At 62.9% G+C, this 18,315-nt stretch carries 23 protein-coding genes; 13 read left to right on the top strand and 10 right to left on the bottom strand.

Annotated elements, in window-relative coordinates:
- The first annotated feature begins 228 nt into the window (after positions 1-228).
- The 3 genes from ABX298_RS15505 to ABX298_RS15515 all read left to right on the top strand — a co-directional run bounded on the left by ABX298_RS15505 (position 229) and on the right by ABX298_RS15515 (position 2,686).
- Positions 229-630, top strand: coding sequence for a hypothetical protein (locus ABX298_RS15505; protein ID WP_025337819.1), 402 nt, complete (start codon positions 229-231; stop codon positions 628-630).
- Positions 623-1,999, top strand: a complete 1,377-nt coding sequence (locus tag ABX298_RS15510) for a lyase family protein (protein ID WP_139657434.1) — start codon at positions 623-625, stop codon at positions 1,997-1,999. The genes ABX298_RS15505 and ABX298_RS15510 overlap by 8 nt, the downstream gene beginning before the upstream one ends.
- Before the next feature lie 75 nt (positions 2,000-2,074).
- Positions 2,075-2,686: a superoxide dismutase gene (locus tag ABX298_RS15515; protein WP_367393322.1), complete on the top strand. Its 612-nt coding sequence runs from the start codon at positions 2,075-2,077 to the stop codon at positions 2,684-2,686.
- A gap of 352 nt (positions 2,687-3,038) precedes the next feature.
- Here ABX298_RS15515 and ABX298_RS15520 read toward each other — a convergent pair whose 3' ends face one another.
- The 10 genes from ABX298_RS15520 to ABX298_RS15565 form a co-directional block, all read right to left on the bottom strand.
- Positions 3,039-3,311 carry an HPr family phosphocarrier protein gene (locus ABX298_RS15520; RefSeq protein ID WP_023660775.1) on the bottom strand — a complete coding sequence of 91 codons (273 nt, stop codon included), beginning with the start codon at positions 3,309-3,311 and terminating at the stop codon, positions 3,039-3,041.
- 19 nt (positions 3,312-3,330) lie between these two features.
- On the bottom strand, positions 3,331-4,185 hold the full coding sequence (gene rapZ / locus ABX298_RS15525) for an RNase adapter RapZ (protein ID WP_025337823.1): 855 nt from the start codon (positions 4,183-4,185) through the stop codon (positions 3,331-3,333).
- 2 nt (positions 4,186-4,187) lie between these two features.
- Complete coding sequence (ptsN, locus tag ABX298_RS15530; protein ID WP_015269060.1) at positions 4,188-4,652, bottom strand: PTS IIA-like nitrogen regulatory protein PtsN; 465 nt, start codon at positions 4,650-4,652, stop codon at positions 4,188-4,190.
- Between the two features lie 12 nt (positions 4,653-4,664).
- Complete coding sequence (gene raiA / locus ABX298_RS15535; protein WP_003255135.1) at positions 4,665-4,973, bottom strand: ribosome-associated translation inhibitor RaiA; 309 nt, start codon at positions 4,971-4,973, stop codon at positions 4,665-4,667.
- A 79-nt stretch (positions 4,974-5,052) separates the two neighbouring features.
- Complete coding sequence (locus ABX298_RS15540; protein WP_046615768.1) at positions 5,053-6,546, bottom strand: RNA polymerase factor sigma-54; 1,494 nt, start codon at positions 6,544-6,546, stop codon at positions 5,053-5,055.
- A gap of 175 nt (positions 6,547-6,721) precedes the next feature.
- The gene (lptB, locus tag ABX298_RS15545; protein ID WP_015269062.1) at positions 6,722-7,447 is read right to left on the bottom strand and encodes an LPS export ABC transporter ATP-binding protein; all 726 of its coding nucleotides are present in this window, start codon (positions 7,445-7,447) and stop codon (positions 6,722-6,724) included.
- Complete coding sequence (gene lptA, locus ABX298_RS15550) at positions 7,448-7,972, bottom strand: lipopolysaccharide transport periplasmic protein LptA (protein WP_015269063.1); 525 nt, start codon at positions 7,970-7,972, stop codon at positions 7,448-7,450.
- On the bottom strand, positions 7,959-8,531 hold the full coding sequence (gene lptC, locus ABX298_RS15555) for an LPS export ABC transporter periplasmic protein LptC (protein WP_367393323.1): 573 nt from the start codon (positions 8,529-8,531) through the stop codon (positions 7,959-7,961). The genes lptA and lptC overlap by 14 nt, the downstream gene beginning before the upstream one ends.
- A gap of 8 nt (positions 8,532-8,539) precedes the next feature.
- A complete protein-coding gene (locus tag ABX298_RS15560; protein WP_024086339.1) occupies positions 8,540-9,064 on the bottom strand; it encodes an HAD family hydrolase in 525 nt (174 codons plus the stop codon).
- A gap of 12 nt (positions 9,065-9,076) precedes the next feature.
- Positions 9,077-10,051: an SIS domain-containing protein gene (locus tag ABX298_RS15565; RefSeq protein ID WP_003257920.1), complete on the bottom strand. Its 975-nt coding sequence runs from the start codon at positions 10,049-10,051 to the stop codon at positions 9,077-9,079.
- 248 nt (positions 10,052-10,299) lie between these two features.
- On the opposite strand from ABX298_RS15565, the gene ABX298_RS15570 reads away from it, so the two are divergent.
- From ABX298_RS15570 to hisC, 10 genes are all read left to right on the top strand, one after another.
- Positions 10,300-11,109 (top strand): ATP-binding cassette domain-containing protein, encoded by an 810-nt coding sequence (locus ABX298_RS15570; RefSeq protein ID WP_012270662.1) that lies wholly within the window; start codon positions 10,300-10,302, stop codon positions 11,107-11,109.
- A complete protein-coding gene (gene mlaE, locus ABX298_RS15575) occupies positions 11,109-11,906 on the top strand; it encodes a lipid asymmetry maintenance ABC transporter permease subunit MlaE (RefSeq protein WP_025337825.1) in 798 nt (265 codons plus the stop codon). Before ABX298_RS15570 ends, mlaE begins: the two co-directional genes overlap by 1 nt.
- A complete protein-coding gene (gene mlaD, locus ABX298_RS15580; RefSeq protein ID WP_003257921.1) occupies positions 11,906-12,391 on the top strand; it encodes an outer membrane lipid asymmetry maintenance protein MlaD in 486 nt (161 codons plus the stop codon). The genes mlaE and mlaD overlap by 1 nt, the downstream gene beginning before the upstream one ends.
- 9 nt (positions 12,392-12,400) lie before the next feature.
- Positions 12,401-13,048 (top strand): phospholipid-binding protein MlaC, encoded by a 648-nt coding sequence (locus ABX298_RS15585; RefSeq protein WP_025337826.1) that lies wholly within the window; start codon positions 12,401-12,403, stop codon positions 13,046-13,048.
- Positions 13,045-13,347, top strand: coding sequence for a lipid asymmetry maintenance protein MlaB (locus ABX298_RS15590; protein WP_367393324.1), 303 nt, complete (start codon positions 13,045-13,047; stop codon positions 13,345-13,347). Before ABX298_RS15585 ends, ABX298_RS15590 begins: the two co-directional genes overlap by 4 nt.
- A gap of 117 nt (positions 13,348-13,464) precedes the next feature.
- Complete coding sequence (locus tag ABX298_RS15595; RefSeq protein ID WP_003255121.1) at positions 13,465-13,704, top strand: BolA family protein; 240 nt, start codon at positions 13,465-13,467, stop codon at positions 13,702-13,704.
- Between the two features lie 23 nt (positions 13,705-13,727).
- A complete protein-coding gene (gene murA, locus ABX298_RS15600) occupies positions 13,728-14,993 on the top strand; it encodes a UDP-N-acetylglucosamine 1-carboxyvinyltransferase (RefSeq protein ID WP_367393325.1) in 1,266 nt (421 codons plus the stop codon).
- 167 nt (positions 14,994-15,160) lie between these two features.
- On the top strand, positions 15,161-15,796 hold the full coding sequence (gene hisG, locus ABX298_RS15605; RefSeq protein WP_003257924.1) for an ATP phosphoribosyltransferase: 636 nt from the start codon (positions 15,161-15,163) through the stop codon (positions 15,794-15,796).
- A 134-nt stretch (positions 15,797-15,930) separates the two neighbouring features.
- Entirely contained in the window at positions 15,931-17,256 is a 1,326-nt protein-coding gene (gene hisD / locus ABX298_RS15610) for a histidinol dehydrogenase (RefSeq protein ID WP_025337829.1), read from the top strand.
- A 2-nt stretch (positions 17,257-17,258) separates the two neighbouring features.
- Positions 17,259-18,305 (top strand): histidinol-phosphate transaminase, encoded by a 1,047-nt coding sequence (hisC, locus tag ABX298_RS15615; RefSeq protein WP_075043871.1) that lies wholly within the window; start codon positions 17,259-17,261, stop codon positions 18,303-18,305.
- Positions 18,306-18,315 lie beyond the last annotated feature (10 nt).

Raw genomic sequence — 18,315 nt, forward strand, 5'->3', positions numbered from 1 at the left:
CCGGCCTCTTCGCGGGCTTGCCCGCTCCCACAGATACTGCACAAGCTTGAAACCTGTGCGATCCCTGTGGGAGCGGGCAAGCCCGCGAAGAGGCCGGTGCAGGCTATAGAGAATTCTCAATGAAACCGAAGACCCGGCCCCACGCCGGGTTTTTTGTTTCATCACCTTTCTCTTGAAGTGATTCTGTTTATCACTTAATAATGAATATCATTATCCAGTAACCCGGCGATGATGTTCATGAAACCCGTCCTCCGCGAACTGCCCTACCTGGAAAACTGGCGCTGGCTCAGCCGACGCATCCGCTGTGCGCTCGAGCCCGACGAACCGCGCTTGATCGAGCATTACCTGGCTGAAGGCCGTTACCTGGTGTGCTGCACCGAGACCTCGCCATGGACGGTGGCGCTGACCTCCTTCCGCCTGCTGCTGGATACCGCCTGCGACCGCATGCTGCCCTGGCATTGGCGCTGCCTGTGCCTGGACCAGGCCTGGCGCCCATTGCTGGACCTGCGCAACCTCGACCGCGAGGCCCAGAACCAGCGCTGGCAGCCCTACGCCCTGCAGTTGGCCAATTGCCGCCTGCTGCCGTCGATTTCTCCCGATGAACTGATGCAAGGATTTGATGATGAGTGATACCCGTATCGAGCGTGACAGCATGGGCGAACTGCAGGTGCCGGCCCAGGCCCTGTACGGTGCCCAGACCCAGCGCGCGGTCGACAACTTCCCGATCAGCGGCCAGCGCATGCCGGCCCAGTTCATTCGCGCGCTGCTGCTGGCCAAAGCTGCCGCGGCCAAGGCTAACGTCGAACTGGAACAGCTGTCGACTGCGCAGGGCCAGGCCATCGTAACCGCAGTCGAGCAACTGCTGGCGGGTGACTTCATCCAGCATTTCCCGGTGGATGTGTTCCAGACCGGCTCCGGCACCAGCTCGAACATGAACGCCAACGAGGTGATCGCGACTCTGGCCAGTCGCGTGCTGGGTGAAGCCGTCAACGCCAACGACCACGTCAACTGCGGCCAGAGCAGCAACGACATCATCCCGACCACCATTCACGTCAGCGCCGCCCTGGCCCTGCACGAGCAGTTGCTGCCAGCCCTGGCGCACCTGGTACAGGTGATCGAGGCCAAGTCGGCACAGGTGCATCAGTACGTGAAGACCGGCCGCACCCACCTGATGGACGCCATGCCAGTGCGCATGAGCCAGGTGCTGGATGGCTGGGCGGCGCAGATCAATGGCGCCAAGGCACACATCGAAGCGACCCTGCCGAGCCTGCAGGCGCTGGCCCAGGGTGGCACCGCCGTGGGCACCGGCATCAACGCCCACCCACAGTTCGCTGCCGGTTTCGCCCGCCAGCTCAGCGGCCTGACCCAGGTCGAGTTCACCCCCGGGCAGAACCTGTTCGCCCTGATCGGCTCGCAGGACACCGCCGTGGCCCTGTCCGGCCAGCTCAAGACTGCCGCCGTGGCGCTGATGAAGATCGCCAACGACCTGCGCTGGATGAACTCTGGCCCGCTGGCCGGGCTGGGCGAAATCGAGCTGCAAGGCCTGCAGCCGGGCTCTTCGATCATGCCGGGCAAGGTCAACCCGGTGATTCCGGAGGCCACCGCCATGGTCGCCGCCCAGGTGATCGGCAATGACGCCACCATCGCCATCGCCGGCCAGTCCGGCAACTTCGAGCTGAACGTGATGCTGCCGGTGATCGCCCGAAACCTGTTGGAGAGCATCGAGCTGATGGCCAACGTCAGCCGCCTGCTGGCCGACAAGGCCATCGCCAGCTTCAAGGTCAACGAAAGCAAGCTCAAGGAAGCCCTGGCACGCAACCCGATTCTGGTCACGGCGCTGAACCCGATCATCGGCTACCTCAAGGCCGCTGAAATCGCCAAGACCGCCTACAAGCAGGGCCGTCCGATCATCGACGTGGCGCTGGAGCACACCGACCTGTCGCGTGACCAGCTGGAAGCGCTGCTGGACCCGGAGAAGCTTACCGCCGGTGGTATCTGACACTGAGTCATGGCCCAAGCGCCAGCGGTGGCCGCGTTGGTCATCGCCCAACCCATGCCTACGGAATTCACTGATATGCCCCATACCTTGCCTGCACTGCCTTACGCCTACGCTGCGCTGGAACCGCACATCGACGCGCAGACCATGGAAATCCACCACACCAAGCATCACCAGACCTATGTCAATGGCCTCAACGCCGCCATCGAAGGCACCGAGTGGGCTGAGTGGCCGGTGGAAAAACTGCTCGGCGCGGTCGGGCAACTGCCGGAAAACCTGCGTGGTGCGGTGACCAACCATGGCGGCGGGCACGCCAACCACAGCCTGTTCTGGACCGTGATGTCGCCGCAGGGCGGGGGAGAGCCGCAGGGCGCTCTGGCGCAGGCCATCGACGCCCAACTGGGCGGCTTCGATGCCTTCAAGGAGGCCTTCACCAAGGCTGCGCTGACCCGCTTCGGCAGTGGCTGGGCCTGGCTCAGCGTGAACCCGCAGAAAACCCTGGTAGTGGAAAGCAGCGGCAACCAGGACAGCCCGCTGATGCACGGCAACACGCCAATCCTCGGCCTGGACGTGTGGGAGCATGCCTACTACCTGAAGTACCAGAACCGTCGTCCGGAATACATCGGTGCCTTCTACAACGTCATTGACTGGGCGGAAGTGGAGCGCCGCTACCTCGAAACCCTGAAGTGAGTCTCCCCGGTATGCGCTCCCAGATGATGTCTGTCAGCCGTGTGCGCCTGTTTCGCTTGTTTCGCCTGACGCTTGGGACTTTGCTGTTACTGGCAGGCACTGCATTGCTATTGGCGCGCGGCTTTGCCTGGTTGGACCTGGCCTGGCCATCTTGGGGCTGTGCATCGGTTTGCGCCGGATGATGGGGTGTTCACCGGCTTCGCTTTGGGAGCGGCACATAACTCATTGAATTGGCGGGGACTCTGTGGGAGCGGCTTTAGCCGCGAACACCGGCGCAGCCGGTGCCATGCACCGCGTTGGATTCTTCGCGGCTAAAGCCGCTCCCACAGGGTACGCGTACCGCTTGCGAAATTCATTCGCCTTCGTCGAAGAAGTTGTTGATCAGCTCGACCAGCGCATCCATGGCATCAACGTCCTGCTCGCCTTCGGTATGCAGGTGCACCTGGGTGCCTTTGCCGGCCGCCAGCATCATCACCGCCATGATGCTCTTGCCATCCACCAGCTTGTCCGGCGCACGGCCAACCCTGACCTGACAGGGGAAGCGGCCGGCAACGCCGACGAACTTGGCTGCCGCCCGGGCATGCAGACCCAGCTTGTTGATGATGGTGATTTCACGGGCGGGCATCGTGGGGCGGATCCTTGGGCTAGAGGTCGCGGTGGCGGACCTGGACGTTTTTCAGGGATTGCTGCAGCAGCTGGCCAAGGCGTTCAGTGATGTACACCGAGCGGTGGTGACCGCCGGTGCAGCCAATGGCAATGGTGACGTAGGCACGGTTGCTGGCGGCGAAGCGGGGCAGCCACTTGAGCAGGTAGCTGGAAATGTCGTTGAACATCTCTTCGACATCCGGCTGTGCGGCCAGGTAGTCGATCACCGGTTGGTCGAGGCCGGAATGCTCACGCAGCTCGGGTTTCCAGTAGGGGTTGGGCAGGCAGCGCACATCGAACACCAGGTCGGCATCGACCGGCATTCCGCGCTTGAAGCCAAACGACTCGACCAGAAACGCGGTGCCAGGCTCGGGCTGGTTGAGCAGGCGCAGCTTGATCGAATCACGCAACTGGTAAAGGTTCAGGCTGGTGGTATCGATCTTCAGGTCGGCCAGGTCTGCAATCGGCCCCAGCAATTCGCTTTCCACCCGAATCGCTTCCGCAAGCGAGCGGTCGGCGTTGGTCAGCGGGTGGCGTCGGCGGGTTTCCGAGAAGCGCTTGAGCAGTACGTCTTCGTCGGCATCCAGGTACAGCACGTCGCACTGGATATGCCGGGCGCGGGCTTCTTCGAGCAACTCGGGGAAACGCGTCAGGTGGCTGGGCAGGTTGCGCGCGTCGATCGACACGGCGACCTTGGGTTGCAGCAATTCGGTATTGATCAGCGCATTTTCCGCCAGCTGTGGCAGCAGCCCGGCGGGCAGGTTGTCAATGCAGTAGAAACCGTTGTCTTCCAGGACATCGAGGGCGGTGCTCTTGCCGGAGCCGGACCGGCCGCTGACGATGATCAGGCGCATGTTCAGTGCTCGTTCTGTACGTCCAGGACAACCTGGAACAGGGCCTCGCTGCTGGTGGCCGCACGCAGGCGATCACGGACCTCCTTGCGATCGAGCATGCTGGCAATCTGGCGCAGCAATTCCAGATGGGCATCGGTGGCGGCTTCAGGCACCAGCAGGACGAATAGCAGGTCCACCGGCGCGCCATCGATGGCGTCGTAGTCGATAGGGGCTTCCAGGTGCAGCAGGGCGCTGACCGGAGCGGAACATCCTTCAAGCCGGCAGTGCGGGATGGCGATGCCGTTGCCGAAACCGGTCGAACCGAGTTTTTCCCGGGCGACCAGTTTTTCGAAGACGTCTTGCATCTCCAGTTCGGGCACTTGTTCGGCGATGACGGTGGCGACCTTTTCCAGGGCGCGCTTCTTGCTGCCGCCCGGCACGTTCACGAGGGAACGGCCGGGGGTCAGGATGGTTTCAAGTCGGATCATGGATGAGGGGGATCAGCGGGCAGCTGCACCTTGCAGCAGGCTTTGCTGTTTTTCCTTGTGTTTTTTCAGTTGGCGGTCGAGCTTGTCGGCCAAGGCGTCGATCGCTGCATACATGTCTTCGTGTTCGGCGTTGGCAACCACTTCGCCGCCGGGAATCTGCAAGGTCGCCTCGACCTTTTGCTGCAGCTTCTCGACTTTCATGATGACCTGCACGTTGGTGATCTTGTCGAAGTGACTTTCCACGCGAGCGAGCTTTTCAAGCACATAATCGCGCAGTGGCTGGGTGACTTCTACATGCTGTCCACTGATATTGACTTGCATACAGCTTCTCCTTTGTTGCCCGTGCATAAAGAGGCAGGTCTTGCACCTGCCCCACAAACGCTGTGGCACATCTCAGGGGCTACATCAGTCGCTTGCGCTCGCTCGACGGTGCGATGCCGAGGGACTCGCGGTACTTGGCGACGGTGCGACGGGCTACCTGGATGCCTTGTGCCTCCAGTAAACCAGCGATCTTGCTGTCACTCAATGGCTTTTTCTGATTTTCCGCCGCAACCAGTTTCTTGATGATCGCGCGGATCGCCGTAGACGAGCATTCTCCGCCTTCGGAGGTGCTGACGTGGCTGGAGAAAAAGTATTTCAGTTCGTAGATGCCACGCGGGGTGTGCATGTATTTCTGCGTGGTTACCCGCGAAATGGTCGACTCGTGCATGCCCACCGCCTCGGCGATGTCATGCAGTACCAGCGGCTTCATCGCTTCGTCGCCGTGGTCGAGGAAGCCGCGCTGGTGCTCGACGATCTGCGTGGCCACCTTCATCAGGGTTTCGTTGCGGCTTTGCAGGCTCTTGATGAACCAGCGCGCTTCCTGCAACTGGTTGCGCATGAAGGTGTTGTCGGCGCTGGTGTCGGCCCGGCGCACAAAGCCGGCGTACTGCGGGTTGACGCGCAGGCGCGGAATGGCCTCCTGGTTCAGCTCCACCAGCCAGCGGTCGCTGTCCTTGCGCACGATGACGTCGGGCACCACGTACTCGGGCTCGCTGGACTCGATCTGCGAGCCGGGGCGCGGGTTGAGGCTTTGTACCAGTTCGATGACCTGGCGCAGCTCGTCTTCCTTGATTTTCATGCGACGCATCAGCTGGCTGTAATCACGGCTGCCGAGCAGGTCGATGAAGTCGGTGACCAGGCGCTTGGCTTCGGCCATCCACGGGGTGCTGGCAGGCAGCTGGCGCAGTTGCAGCAACAGGCATTCGCCCAGGGTGCGGGCGGCAATGCCGGCTGGCTCGAACTGCTGGATGCGGTGCAGCACCGCTTCGACCTCGTCCAGCTCGATATCCAGCTCCGGGTCGAAACCGGCGCAGATCTCCTCGAGGGTGTCTTCCAGGTAGCCCTGGCCGTTGATGCTGTCGATCAGGGTGACGGCGATCAGGCGGTCGGTGTCGGACATCGGGGCCAGGTTCAGTTGCCACAGCAGGTGGCTTTGCAGGCTTTCGCCGGCCGATGTGCGGGTGGTGAAGTCCCACTCGTCGTCATCGTTGCTCGGCAGGCTGCTGGCACTGGTCTGGTAGATGTCTTCCCAGGCGGTGTCGACCGGCAGTTCGTTGGGGATGCGCTCGCTCCACTCACCGTCTTCCAGGGTGTCGGCACTGGTGGTGCTTTCCTGGAAGCTGTTGTCCTGGACTTCGGCGGCCGGCTTGTTCTCGGCGTTGTCCGCCATCGGGTCGCTGTTGTCGAAGTCGTCGCCGTCTTCCTGACGTTCGAGCATCGGGTTCGACTCCAGCGCTTCCTGGATTTCCTGTTGGAGGTCCAGGGTGGAGAGCTGGAGCAGGCGGATGGCCTGTTGCAACTGCGGTGTCATCGTCAGTTGCTGGCCCATTTTTAGGACGAGCGATGGTTTCATGGCTGGGGCTTAATACCTTGTTCGCCGGCGCGCATGCGCCATCCACTACACGAGGGCGCCGGGGCGCCAGATCAAGCAAGTTTTATGCCTTAAATTGTAGCGTTTGCCTAGAGCACCGTAACACTTTACCCCGGGTTTCAGGGCGATTTGCCAGTACTCCAGGCGCGTGCCGGGCTCAGAGCCGGAACTCGTGGCCCAGGTAAACCTCTTTGACCAGGTCGTTGGCCAGGATGGTTTCGGCGTCGCCTTCAGCGATCAGCCGGCCATCGTTGACGATATAGGCGGTTTCGCAGATATCCAGGGTCTCACGCACGTTGTGGTCGGTGATCAGTACACCGATGCCCTTGGCCTTGAGGTGATGGATGATCTGCTTGATGTCGCCGACCGAAATCGGGTCGACACCGGCAAACGGTTCGTCCAGCAGGATGAACTTGGGTGCGGTCGCCAGCGCGCGGGCAATTTCCACGCGGCGGCGCTCACCACCGGACAGGCTCATGCCGAGGTTGTCGCGAATATGGCTGATGTGGAACTCCTGCAGCAGGCTTTCCAGCTCCTTGCGCCGGCCGTCGCGGTCGAGCTCCTTGCGGGTCTCGAGGATGGCCATGATGTTGTCGGCCACCGACAGCTTGCGGAAGATCGAGGCTTCCTGCGGCAGGTAGCCGATGCCGGCGCGGGCGCGACCGTGCATGGGCTGGTGGCTGACATCGAGGTTGTCGATCAGCACGCGCCCCTGATCGGCCTGAACCAGGCCGACGATCATGTAGAAGCAGGTGGTCTTGCCGGCGCCGTTGGGGCCGAGCAGGCCGACGATCTGGCCGCTGTCGATCGACAGGCTGACGTCACGTACGACCTGTCGCCCCTTGTAGCTCTTGGCCAGGTGCTGGGCTTTGAGGGTTGCCATTTACTCGGCCTTCTTCTTGGGCTGGATCACCATGTCGATACGCTGACGCGGCGAGGTCACGTTGCCACCGCGACCGGCGGTTGCCACCTGGGTCTGGGTGTTGTAGACGATCTTCTCGCCTTCGGTGGTGTTGCCTTCGTTCTCGACCTTGGCGCGGTCGGTGAGGATCACCATGTCCTTCTGCGACTGGTACTGGATGGTCACCGCCCAGCCTTTCATCTTGTCCGGTTTGGCTGCGCTCTGCTGCTGCTCGAAGTAGGCCAGGTTGCCCACCGAGGTCACCACGTCGATGTCGCCGGAGGCGGAGCGGGTGATGGTCACGGTGTTGCCTTTGATCATCATCGAACCCTGGGTGATGATCACGTCGCCGGTGTAGGTGGCCACGCCCTGCTTGTCGTCCAGGTGGGCGTTGTCGGCCTGGATGCGGATAGGCTGGTCACGGTCGTTCGGCAGGGCGAGGGCGCTCGCGCTTCCCAGTGCTGCGCTCAGGCTGAGCAAAAGGGGGAGGGTTTTAACGAGCCTCATACTGTCCTCTTACGTTAGAGAGCAAGTCCATCTTGCCTTCTTTCAAATACGCTTTCATTCCTTTGCCCGTAGTTGTGCCACCGGCGCCGTCGATTCTAACGGCTTGCTCGGTCTGCGCATATTGCTTCTGCGGGAACACGGTCATGCGCGAGCTGGTAATGATCATTTCGCGCTGCTTTTCGTCGGTGCGGGCGACCCGAACGTTGTCGATCAGCTCGACTTCGCTGCCGTCCGGGTTGACCTCGGCGCGGGTGCTCTGCACGTGCCACGGGTATTCGGTACCGCGGTACAGGTGCAGGTCCGGCGTGGTCAGCAGGGTGACTTCGCTGGCCTTGAGGTGTTCGACCTTGTCGGCGGTCATTTCGTACTGCAGCTTGCCATCGGGCAGGAACTGCACGCTGTGGGCGTTGACCGCATAGTAGTCGACGGCGTTTTCGTCGACCTGGGCCACCGGCTTGTCGAGGAAGCTTTCCGGGCTGACATTCCAGTAGCCGATCGCCACCAGCAGGGTGGCGATCACCGCGAGCAGCGCAATGTTGCGGGCTTTCTTGCTGAACATGGGCAGCCTTACAGATAGTTGGCGTTGGCAGCGTCCAGGGTGCCCTGGGCCTGCATGATCAGTTCGCAGAATTCACGGGCCGCGCCTTCGCCGCCACGTGCCTGGGTCACGCCATGGGCGTGCTGGCGAACGAACGGCGCGGCATTGGCCACCGCCATGCCCAGTGCGACCCGGCGGATCACCGGCAGGTCGGGCAGGTCGTCGCCAAGGTAGGCCACTTGAGCATAGCTCAGGCCCAGTTCGGCGAGCAGGCCGTCCAGCACCACCAGTTTGTCCTCGCGGCCCTGGTACAGGTGCGGGATGCCGAGGTTCTTCGCCCGGCGCTCGACCACCGGAGTCTTGCGCCCGCTGATGATCGCGGTGGTCACGCCCGAGGCCATGAGCATCTTGATGCCCTGGCCGTCGAGGGTGTTGAAGGTCTTGAACTCGCTGCCGTCCTCGAGGAAGTACAGGCGCCCGTCGGTGAGCACGCCGTCCACGTCGAACACTGCCAGCTTGATGTTCTTGCCGCGTTGCATGAGGTCCTGGTTCATTCCATTGCTCCTTTACATCACGCCGGCGCGCAGCAGGTCGTGCATGTTCAGGGCGCCGGTGGGGCGGTCCTCGCGGTCCACCACCACCAGGGCGCCGATCTTGTGGTCTTCCATGATCTTCAGGGCCTCGGCCGCGAGCATTTCGGCGCGGGCCGTCTTGCCGTGCACGGTCATTACCTGGTCGATCAGAGTGGTGTGGACGTCGATGTTGCGGTCCAGGCTCCGGCGCAGGTCGCCGTCGGTGAAGATCCCTGCCAGCTTGCCATCGGCTTCGACGATCACGGTCATGCCCAGGCCTTTGCGGGACATTTCAAGGAGTGCGTCCTTGAGCAGGGTGCCGCGGGGCACCTGGGGCAGTTCGTCGCCGGCGTGCATCACGTTCTCCACCTTGAGCAGCAGGCGGCGGCCCAGTGCACCACCCGGGTGCGAGAAGGCAAAGTCCTCGGCGGTGAAGCCGCGGGCTTCGAGCAGGGCAATGGCCAGCGCGTCGCCCAGCACCAGCGAGGCGGTGGTGGAGGAGGTGGGGGCCAGGTTCAGCGGGCAGGCCTCTTGCTCGACGCGGGCGTCGAGGTTGACCTCGGCAGCCTGGGCCAGGGGCGAGTCCGGGTTGCCGGTCAGGCTGATCAGCTTGATGCCCAGGCGCTTGATCAGCGGCAGCAGGGTGACGATTTCGGCGGTGCTGCCGGAATTCGACAGGGCAAGGATGACATCATCGCGGGTGATCATGCCCATGTCGCCATGGCTGGCTTCGGCCGGGTGCACGAAAAATGCCGGTGTGCCGGTGCTGGCCAGGGTGGCGGCGATCTTGTTGCCGATGTGCCCGGACTTGCCCATGCCGACCACGACGACCCGGCCCTTGCTGGCCAGGATCAGTTCGCAGGCCTTGACGAAATTGTCGTCGATGCGCGCCAGCAGGGCCTCTACGGCCTCGAGTTCCAGGCGCAGGGTGCGTTGGGCGGATTGGATCAGCTCGCTGGATTGGCTCATGTCGAAAAAGCAATGCCTGATGAAAAGGCGGCGATTATAGCTGCAATGAAAGAAACCCTCACGCTTTCGATTGTCGTGGTGAATGTCTGGCCAGCCTGTCGCAGGGCTGAACGACTCGTTAGCCGGCCTTGGGGCGGCGCTGTCAGCGGTGCTATAGTTCGCCGCTATTCGGCCTGCCTGGGGCGCTTGTGCCTTCCAGATGGAGGCCGACGTCCATTAGGACGAGGCTGCACTAGCAAGGAGTCTAGATGAGTGTGGATAGCGCCTACGCGGTCGAGTTGAAGGGGGTTACCTTCAAACGCGGTTCGCGCAGCATTTTCAGCAACGTCGACATTCGCATCCCGCGCGGCAAGGTCACCGGTATCATGGGGCCATCGGGTTGCGGCAAGACCACGTTGCTCCGCCTGATGGGCGCGCAGTTGCGCCCCTCCAGCGGTGAGGTCTGGGTTGCCGGGCAGAACCTGCCGACGCTGTCGCGCAGCGACCTGTTCGACGCCCGCAAGCAAATGGGGGTGCTGTTCCAGAGCGGCGCGCTGTTCACCGATCTCGATGTGTTCGAGAACGTCGCGTTCCCGCTTCGCGTGCACACCCAGCTGTCGGACGAGATGATCCGCGATATCGTACTGATGAAGCTGCAGGCTGTGGGGCTGCGCGGTGCCATCGACCTGATGCCCGACGAGCTGTCCGGTGGCATGAAGCGCCGTGTGGCGTTGGCCCGGGCGATTGCCCTGGACCCGCAGATCCTCATGTACGACGAACCGTTCGTCGGCCAGGACCCGATCGCCATGGGTGTACTGGTGCGTCTGATCCGCCTGCTCAACGACGCCCTGGGTATCACCAGCATCGTCGTTTCCCACGACCTGGCGGAAACCGCCAGCATCGCCGACTACATCTATGTGGTAGGTGACGGCCAGGTGCTGGGCCAGGGGACGCCTGACGAGCTGATGGGCTCGGACAACCCGCGCATTCGCCAGTTCATGAAGGGCGACCCGGACGGCCCGGTGCCTTTCCACTTCCCTGCGCCTGACTACCGCGCCGACCTGCTGGGAGCGCGTTGATGCGCAGAAAATCCTTACTCGAACGTGTCCGCCTGCTGGGGCGCTCGGCCATCGACGTGCTGGCGGTGCTGGGGCGCTCCTGCCTGTTCCTGTTCCATGCGCTGATCGGCCGTGGCGGCATCGGTGGCGGCTTCCAGCTGCTGGTCAAGCAGCTGTATTCGGTGGGCGTGCTGTCGCTGGCGATCATCGTCGTGTCCGGCGTGTTCATCGGCATGGTGCTGGCGCTGCAGGGCTTCAGCATCCTGACCAAGTACGGCTCGGAGCAGGCGGTGGGACAGATGGTCGCCCTGACCCTGCTGCGTGAGCTCGGCCCGGTGGTGACGGCATTGCTGTTCGCCGGCCGTGCCGGTTCGGCGCTGACCGCAGAAATCGGCAACATGAAGTCCACCGAGCAGTTGTCGAGCCTTGAAATGATCGGCGTCGACCCGCTCAAGTACATCGTCGCGCCGCGCCTGTGGGCCGGTTTCATCTCGCTGCCGTTGCTGGCGCTGATCTTCAGCGTGGTCGGCATCTGGGGTGGCTCGTGGGTGGCGGTGGACTGGCTGGGCGTCTACGAGGGCTCGTTCTGGGCCAACATGCAGAACAGTGTTTCGTTCACCGACGACGTGCTCAACGGGCTGATCAAGAGCCTGGTATTTGCCTTCGTCACGACCTGGATCGCCGTATTCCAGGGGTACGACTGTGAGCCCACCTCAGAAGGGATCAGCCGTGCCACCACCAAGACCGTGGTCTATGCCTCGTTGGCAGTGCTGGGTCTGGACTTTATTCTGACCGCCTTGATGTTTGGAGATTTCTGATGCAAAACCGCACCCTGGAAATCGGTGTCGGCCTGTTCCTTCTGGCCGGGATCCTGGCGCTGCTGCTGCTCGCCCTGCGTGTCAGCGGGCTGTCGGCCAGCCCGAGCAGCGATACCTATAAAGTTTATGCCTACTTCGACAATATCGCCGGTTTGACGGTCAGAGCTAAAGTGACCATGGCCGGTGTGACCATCGGCAAGGTTACCGCCATCGATCTGGACCGTGATTCGTACACCGGTCGGGTGACGCTGCAGCTGGACAAGTCGGTGGACAACCTGCCGACCGACTCCACTGCTTCGATCCTGACCGCCGGGTTGCTGGGCGAGAAGTACATCGGCATCAGCGTGGGCGGTGAGGACCAGGTGCTCAAGGACGGCGGGACCATTCACGACACCCAGTCGGCGCTGGTGCTGGAAGATCTGATTGGCAAGTTCCTGCTCAACTCCGTTGGCAAGGAACCGAAAGAAGCGCAACCGGCTAATTAAGGAGTTTCCATGATTTCCATCCTGCGACGTGGCCTGCTGGTCCTGCTGGCGGCCTTCCCCCTGCTGACCATGGCTGCGCAGACGCCACACGATGTGGTTCAGGGCACCACCACTGAACTGCTGGGCGACCTCAAGGCCAACAAGGAACAGTACAAGTCCAACCCCAATGCCTTCTACGATGCGCTGAACCGCATCCTTGGCCCGGTGGTGGACGCTGACGGTATTTCCAGAAGCATCATGACCGTCAAGTACTCGCGCAAGGCTACCCCCGAGCAGATGCAGCGCTTCCAGGAAAACTTCAAGCGCAGCCTGATGCAGTTCTATGGCAATGCCCTGCTCGAGTACAACAACCAGGGCATCACCGTCGACCCAGCCAAGGCTGATGACGGCAAGCGCGCCAGCGTTGGCATGAAGGTCACCGGCAACAACGGTGCCGTGTATCCGGTGCAGTACACCCTGGAAAACATCGGCGGCGAGTGGAAGGTGCGTAACGTGATCGTCAACGGCATCAACATTGGCAAGCTGTTCCGCGACCAGTTCGCAGACGCCATGCAGCGCAATGGCAACGACCTGGACAAGACCATCGACGGCTGGGCCGGCGAAGTGGCCAAGGCCAAGCAGGCCGCCGACAACTCGCCAGAGAAGACCGTCAAATGAGTGAGGCCGGCGTAAGCATGGCCGAGCCGGGCGTGCTGCGCCTGGCCGGCGTGCTGGACTACCGCAGCGGGCCGGCCCTGCGCAAGCAGGGCAAGGCGCTGATCGCGGCCTGCGGCGAGGCGCAGCTGGTGCTCGATTGCTCGGCAGTGCAGCGCTCCACCAGTGTCGGCCTGTCGTTGCTGCTGGCATTCATGCGTGATGCCCAGGCCGCCGGCAAGGGTTGCCAGGTGCGCAGCATGCCCGACGACATGCGGGAAATTGCCGAGGTCTATGACCTCGATGAAGTGCTGGCAACCTGATGGCCCGGCACGGATGATGGCCCCTCGGTCAGCGAAGCCCTCGTTGGGCTTCGCAGGCGAGGGGCTTTTTTGTATGATGGCCGACCCGTGCGCATCGGGCGCCGATTGAGGTTGAGCATGCAGGCCGTAGAAGTTAAAAGCTTCCTTGAAGAGAAATTGCCGGGTTCCCGGGTCGAAGTTGAAGGCGAAGGCTGCAACTTCCAGTTGAACGTGATCAGCGACGAGTTGGCTGGCCTGAGCCCGGTCAAACGCCAGCAGGCGATCTATGCTCACCTGAATCCGTGGATCGCCAATGGCAGCATCCATGCGGTAACCATGAAATTTTTCAGCAGCGCAGCCTGGGCTGAGCGCACCTGAGCCAACGTGGCGGCGAGATTCCAATGGACAAACTGATTATTACTGGCGGCGCTTGCCTTGATGGCGAGATCCGCATTTCTGGCGCGAAGAACGCAGCCCTGCCGATTCTGGCGGCGACCCTGCTGGCCGACGGCCCGGTCACCGTGGGCAACCTGCCGCACCTGCACGACATCACCACCATGATCGAGCTGTTCGGCCGCATGGGCATCGAGCCGGTGATCGACGAAAAGCTGGCGGTCGAGATCGACCCTCGCACCATCAAGACCCTGGTTGCGCCTTACGAGCTGGTCAAGACCATGCGCGCCTCGATCCTGGTGCTGGGCCCGATGGTCGCCCGTTTCGGCGAGGCCGAAGTGGCCCTGCCTGGCGGTTGCGCCATTGGTTCGCGCCCGGTCGACCTGCACATCCGTGGTCTCGAGGCCATGGGCGCGAAGATCGAAGTCGAAGGCGGCTACATCAAGGCCAAGGCACCTGAGGGTGGCCTGCGCGGTGCGCACTTCTTCTTCGACACCGTGAGCGTGACCGGTACCGAGAACATCATGATGGCCGCTGCCCTGGCCAAGGGCCGCAGCGTGCTGCAGAACGCCGCGCGCGAGCCGGAAGTGGTCGACCTGGCCAACTTCATCAACGCCATGGGCGGCAATGTCCAGGGCGCTGGTACCGACACCATCGTCATCGATGGCGTCGAGCGCCTGCACTCGGCCAACTACCGCGTGATGCCGGACCGTATCGAGACCGGTACCTACCTGGTTGCCGCTGCCGTGACCGGCGGCCGCGTCAAGGTCAAGGACACCGACCCGACCATCCTTGAAGCCGTACTGGAAAAACTCAAGGAAGCCGGCGCCGACATCAGCACCGGCGAAGACTGGATCGAGCTGGACATGCACGGCAAACGGCCGAAAGCCGTCAACCTGCGTACCGCCCCGTACCCGGCTTTCCCGACCGACATGCAGGCGCAGTTCATCTCGCTCAACGCCATTGCCGAAGGCACTGGTGCAGTGATCGAGACGATCTTCGAAAACCGCTTCATGCACGTCTACGAAATGCACCGCATGGGCGCGCAGATCCAGGTCGAAGGCAACACTGCCATCGTCACTGGCGTCAAGGCGCTGAAGGGTGCCCCGGTAATGGCCACCGACCTGCGTGCTTCCGCCAGCCTGGTGCTGTCGGCGCTGGTAGCCGAAGGCGATACCCTGATCGATCGCATCTACCACATCGACCGTGGTTACGAGTGCATCGAAGAAAAACTGCAGATGCTGGGCGCGAAGATCCGTCGCGTACCGGGCTAGTAGCCCTTCGGCATACCGTGTGGGAGCGGGCTTGCCCGCGAATACCGGCAGAGCCGGTGCCATGCACCGCGGTGGTTGCTTTGCGGGCAAGCCCGCTCCCACAATGAATCAAATGCGGTCGGGCTCGACGCCCGGCCGGCAGTAGCCGCTTAAGGACCGACGTTCCAATGTTGACCATCGCGCTTTCCAAAGGCCGTATTCTCGACGATACCCTGCCGTTGCTGGCCGAGGCCGGTATCGTGCCGACCGAGAATCCGGACAAGAGCCGCAAACTGATCATCCCCACCACGCAGGACGATGTGCGCCTGCTGATCGTGCGTGCCACCGACGTGCCGACCTATGTCGAGCATGGTGCCGCCGACCTGGGTGTGGCCGGCAAGGATGTGCTGATGGAGTACGGCGGCCAGGGCCTTTACGAGCCCCTGGACCTGCAGATTGCCCGTTGCAAGCTGATGACCGCTGGCGTGGTCGGCGCACCCGAGCCCAAGGGCCGTCTGCGCGTGGCTACCAAGTTCGTCAACGTAGCCAAGCGCTACTACGCCGAACAGGGCCGCCAGGTCGACATCATCAAGCTGTACGGCTCGATGGAACTGGCTCCGCTGATCAACCTCGCCGACAAGATCATCGACGTGGTCGACACCGGCAACACCCTGCGTGCCAACGGCCTGGAGCCCCAGGAACTGATCGCCACGATCAGCTCGCGCCTGGTGGTCAACAAGGCCTCCATGAAAATGCAGCACGCCCGTATCCAGAGCCTGATCGACACGCTGCGCGGAGCGGTCGAATCGCGACACCGCGGCTGACTCTCTACCGACTGCGCGCGGCCTTCGCTGCCGCGCCCGTCTATCCGCGTCATAGCCATTTTTCTCGGGTGCCCGCGCGGATGGACTGGTAGCCTAGGGCGCCTGAGCATTCGCCAATAATCGAGGCCCTCGCCATGACCGTGTCCACTGCAATTGCCCGTCTCAACGCTGCTGATCCGGATTTCGCCCGACATCTGGATCATCTGCTGAGCTGGGAAAGTGTGTCCGATGACGCGGTCAACCAGCGCGTGCTCGACATCATCAAGGCCGTGCGCGAGCGTGGCGATGCGGCATTGGTGGAATTCACCCAGCGTTTCGATGGTGTCGATGCCAAGTCCATCGATGACCTGATCCTCGGTCGCGAGCGCCTGGAACTGGCCCTGACCCGCATTACCCCGGTCCAGCGCGAAGCCCTGGAAAAGGCTGCCAACCGTGTGCGCATGTACCACGAGCGGCAGAAGCAGGACTCCTGGCAGTACACCGAGGCCGACGGCACCGTGCTTGGCCAGAAGGTCACCCCGCTGGACCGCGCCGGCCTGTATGTGCCGGGTGGCAAGGCGTCGTACCCGTCGTCGGTGCTGATGAACGCCATCCCGGCCAAGGTCGCCGGTGTGGCCGAAGTGGTGATGGTGGTGCCGACCCCGCGTGGCGAGGTCAACGAGCTGGTGCTGGCGGCTGCCTGCATCGCCGGTGTCGACCGTGTGTTCACCGTCGGTGGCGCCCAGGCTGTTGCCGCGCTGGCCTACGGTACCGAAAGCGTGCCGCAGGTGGACAAGATCGTCGGCCCGGGCAACATCTACGTTGCCACTGCCAAGCGCCACGTGTTCGGCCAGGTGGGTATCGACATGATCGCCGGCCCGTCGGAAATCCTCGTGGTGTGCGACGGCCAGACCGACCCGGACTGGATCGCCATGGACCTGTTCTCCCAGGCCGAGCACGACGAAGATGCCCAAGCCATCCTGGTCAGCCCGGACGCCGCCTTCCTCGACCGCGTTGCCGCCAGCATCGACAAGCTGTTGCCGACCATGGAACGTGCCGAGATCATCGAGAAGTCGATCAATGGCCGTGGTGCGCTGATCCAGGTGCGTGACATGCAGCAGGCCATGGAAGTGGCCAACCGCATCGCACCCGAGCACCTGGAACTGTCGGTGGCCGACCCGCAGGCCTGGCTACCGCACATCCGCCACGCTGGCGCTATCTTCATGGGTCGTCACACCAGCGAAGCGCTGGGCGACTACTGCGCAGGGCCCAACCACGTGCTGCCGACTTCCGGCACCGCGCGTTTCTCGTCGCCGCTGGGGGTGTATGACTTCCAGAAGCGCTCGTCGATCATTTTCTGCTCCGAGCAGGGCGCGTCCGAGCTGGGCCACACCGCCTCGGTCCTTGCCCGTGGCGAGTCGCTGACCGCCCACGCCCGCAGCGCCGAATACCGCATCCTGACCCAAGAGAAGGGGAACTGAGCATGAGTCGATTCTGGAGCCCCTTCGTCAAGGACCTGGTGCCTTACGTGCCGGGCGAGCAGCCCAAGCTGGCCCGCCTGGTCAAGCTGAACACCAACGAAAACCCCTACGGCCCTTCGCCCAAGGCGCTGGAGGCCATGCGCGGCGAGCTGAACGACAACCTGCGCCTGTACCCGGACCCGAACGGTGACCGGCTGAAGCAGGCGGTGGCCGAGTACTACGGCGTGACGCCGGCACAAGTGTTCGTCGGCAACGGCTCGGACGAGGTGCTGGCGCACATCTTCCACGGCCTGTTCCAGCACGACGCACCGCTGCTGTTCCCTGACATCAGCTACAGCTTCTACCCGGTCTACTGCGGCCTGTACGGTATCGCCTTCGAGCAGGTGGCGCTGGACGAGCAGTTCCAGATCCGCATCGAGGACTACAACAAGCCCAATGCCGGCATCATCTTCCCCAACCCCAACGCGCCGACCGGTTGCCTGATGCCGCTGCAGGCGGTGGAGCAGTTGCTGCAGGCCAACCGTGATTCGGTGGTGGTGGTCGATGAAGCCTACATCGACTTCGGTGGCGAAACGGCGATCAGCCTGGTGGACCGCTACGACAACCTGCTGGTCACCCAGACCCTGTCGAAGTCGCGCTCGCTGGCCGGGCTGCGGGTTGGCCTGGCGGTGGGGCACCCGGACTTGATCGAGGCGCTGGAGCGGATCAAGAACAGCTTCAACTCCTACCCGCTGGACCGTGCCGCGATCGTCGGCGCGGCGGTGGCGTTCGAAGACCGCGAGTACTTCGAGGAAACCTGCCGCAAGGTGATCGACAGCCGCGAGGTGTTGGTCGGGCAGCTGCAGGCCAAGGGCTTCGAAGTCCTGCCGTCGGCGGCCAATTTCATCTTCGCCCGCCATCCGCAACAAGATGCCGGTGAGCTGGCTGCACGCCTGCGCGAGCAGGGCGTGATCGTGCGCCACTTCAAGCAGCCGCGCATTGCCCAGTTCCTGCGCATCACCATCGGTACGCCAGAGATGAACCAGGCGCTGCTCGATGCGTTGACCTGACGGTATTGCA

The organism is Pseudomonas sp. X4, assembly GCF_040784925.1.
Classification (GTDB): Bacteria; Pseudomonadota; Gammaproteobacteria; order Pseudomonadales; family Pseudomonadaceae; genus Aquipseudomonas; species Aquipseudomonas putida_Z.

Coding starts and splice junctions, on each gene's coding strand:
- mlaD (WP_003257921.1), top strand. CDS start 11,906: ATGCAAAACCGCACCCTGGAAATCGGTGTCGGCCTGTTCCTTCTGGCC.
- ABX298_RS15595 (WP_003255121.1), top strand. CDS start 13,465: ATGCAGGCCGTAGAAGTTAAAAGCTTCCTTGAAGAGAAATTGCCGGGT.
- rapZ (WP_025337823.1), bottom strand. CDS start 4,185: ATGCGCCTGATCATCGTCAGCGGCCGGTCCGGCTCCGGCAAGAGCACC.
- ABX298_RS15570 (WP_012270662.1), top strand. CDS start 10,300: ATGAGTGTGGATAGCGCCTACGCGGTCGAGTTGAAGGGGGTTACCTTC.
- lptC (WP_367393323.1), bottom strand. CDS start 8,531: ATGTTCAGCAAGAAAGCCCGCAACATTGCGCTGCTCGCGGTGATCGCC.
- murA (WP_367393325.1), top strand. CDS start 13,728: ATGGACAAACTGATTATTACTGGCGGCGCTTGCCTTGATGGCGAGATC.
- ABX298_RS15585 (WP_025337826.1), top strand. CDS start 12,401: ATGATTTCCATCCTGCGACGTGGCCTGCTGGTCCTGCTGGCGGCCTTC.
- ABX298_RS15590 (WP_367393324.1), top strand. CDS start 13,045: ATGAGTGAGGCCGGCGTAAGCATGGCCGAGCCGGGCGTGCTGCGCCTG.
- hisD (WP_025337829.1), top strand. CDS start 15,931: ATGACCGTGTCCACTGCAATTGCCCGTCTCAACGCTGCTGATCCGGAT.
- mlaE (WP_025337825.1), top strand. CDS start 11,109: ATGCGCAGAAAATCCTTACTCGAACGTGTCCGCCTGCTGGGGCGCTCG.
- ABX298_RS15565 (WP_003257920.1), bottom strand. CDS start 10,051: ATGAGCCAATCCAGCGAGCTGATCCAATCCGCCCAACGCACCCTGCGC.
- lptB (WP_015269062.1), bottom strand. CDS start 7,447: ATGGCAACCCTCAAAGCCCAGCACCTGGCCAAGAGCTACAAGGGGCGA.
- ABX298_RS15505 (WP_025337819.1), top strand. CDS start 229: ATGATGTTCATGAAACCCGTCCTCCGCGAACTGCCCTACCTGGAAAAC.
- hisG (WP_003257924.1), top strand. CDS start 15,161: ATGTTGACCATCGCGCTTTCCAAAGGCCGTATTCTCGACGATACCCTG.
- ABX298_RS15560 (WP_024086339.1), bottom strand. CDS start 9,064: ATGAACCAGGACCTCATGCAACGCGGCAAGAACATCAAGCTGGCAGTG.
- hisC (WP_075043871.1), top strand. CDS start 17,259: ATGAGTCGATTCTGGAGCCCCTTCGTCAAGGACCTGGTGCCTTACGTG.
- ABX298_RS15540 (WP_046615768.1), bottom strand. CDS start 6,546: ATGAAACCATCGCTCGTCCTAAAAATGGGCCAGCAACTGACGATGACA.
- lptA (WP_015269063.1), bottom strand. CDS start 7,972: ATGAGGCTCGTTAAAACCCTCCCCCTTTTGCTCAGCCTGAGCGCAGCA.
- ABX298_RS15510 (WP_139657434.1), top strand. CDS start 623: ATGAGTGATACCCGTATCGAGCGTGACAGCATGGGCGAACTGCAGGTG.
- ptsN (WP_015269060.1), bottom strand. CDS start 4,652: ATGATCCGACTTGAAACCATCCTGACCCCCGGCCGTTCCCTCGTGAAC.
- ABX298_RS15515 (WP_367393322.1), top strand. CDS start 2,075: ATGCCCCATACCTTGCCTGCACTGCCTTACGCCTACGCTGCGCTGGAA.
- raiA (WP_003255135.1), bottom strand. CDS start 4,973: ATGCAAGTCAATATCAGTGGACAGCATGTAGAAGTCACCCAGCCACTG.
- ABX298_RS15520 (WP_023660775.1), bottom strand. CDS start 3,311: ATGCCCGCCCGTGAAATCACCATCATCAACAAGCTGGGTCTGCATGCC.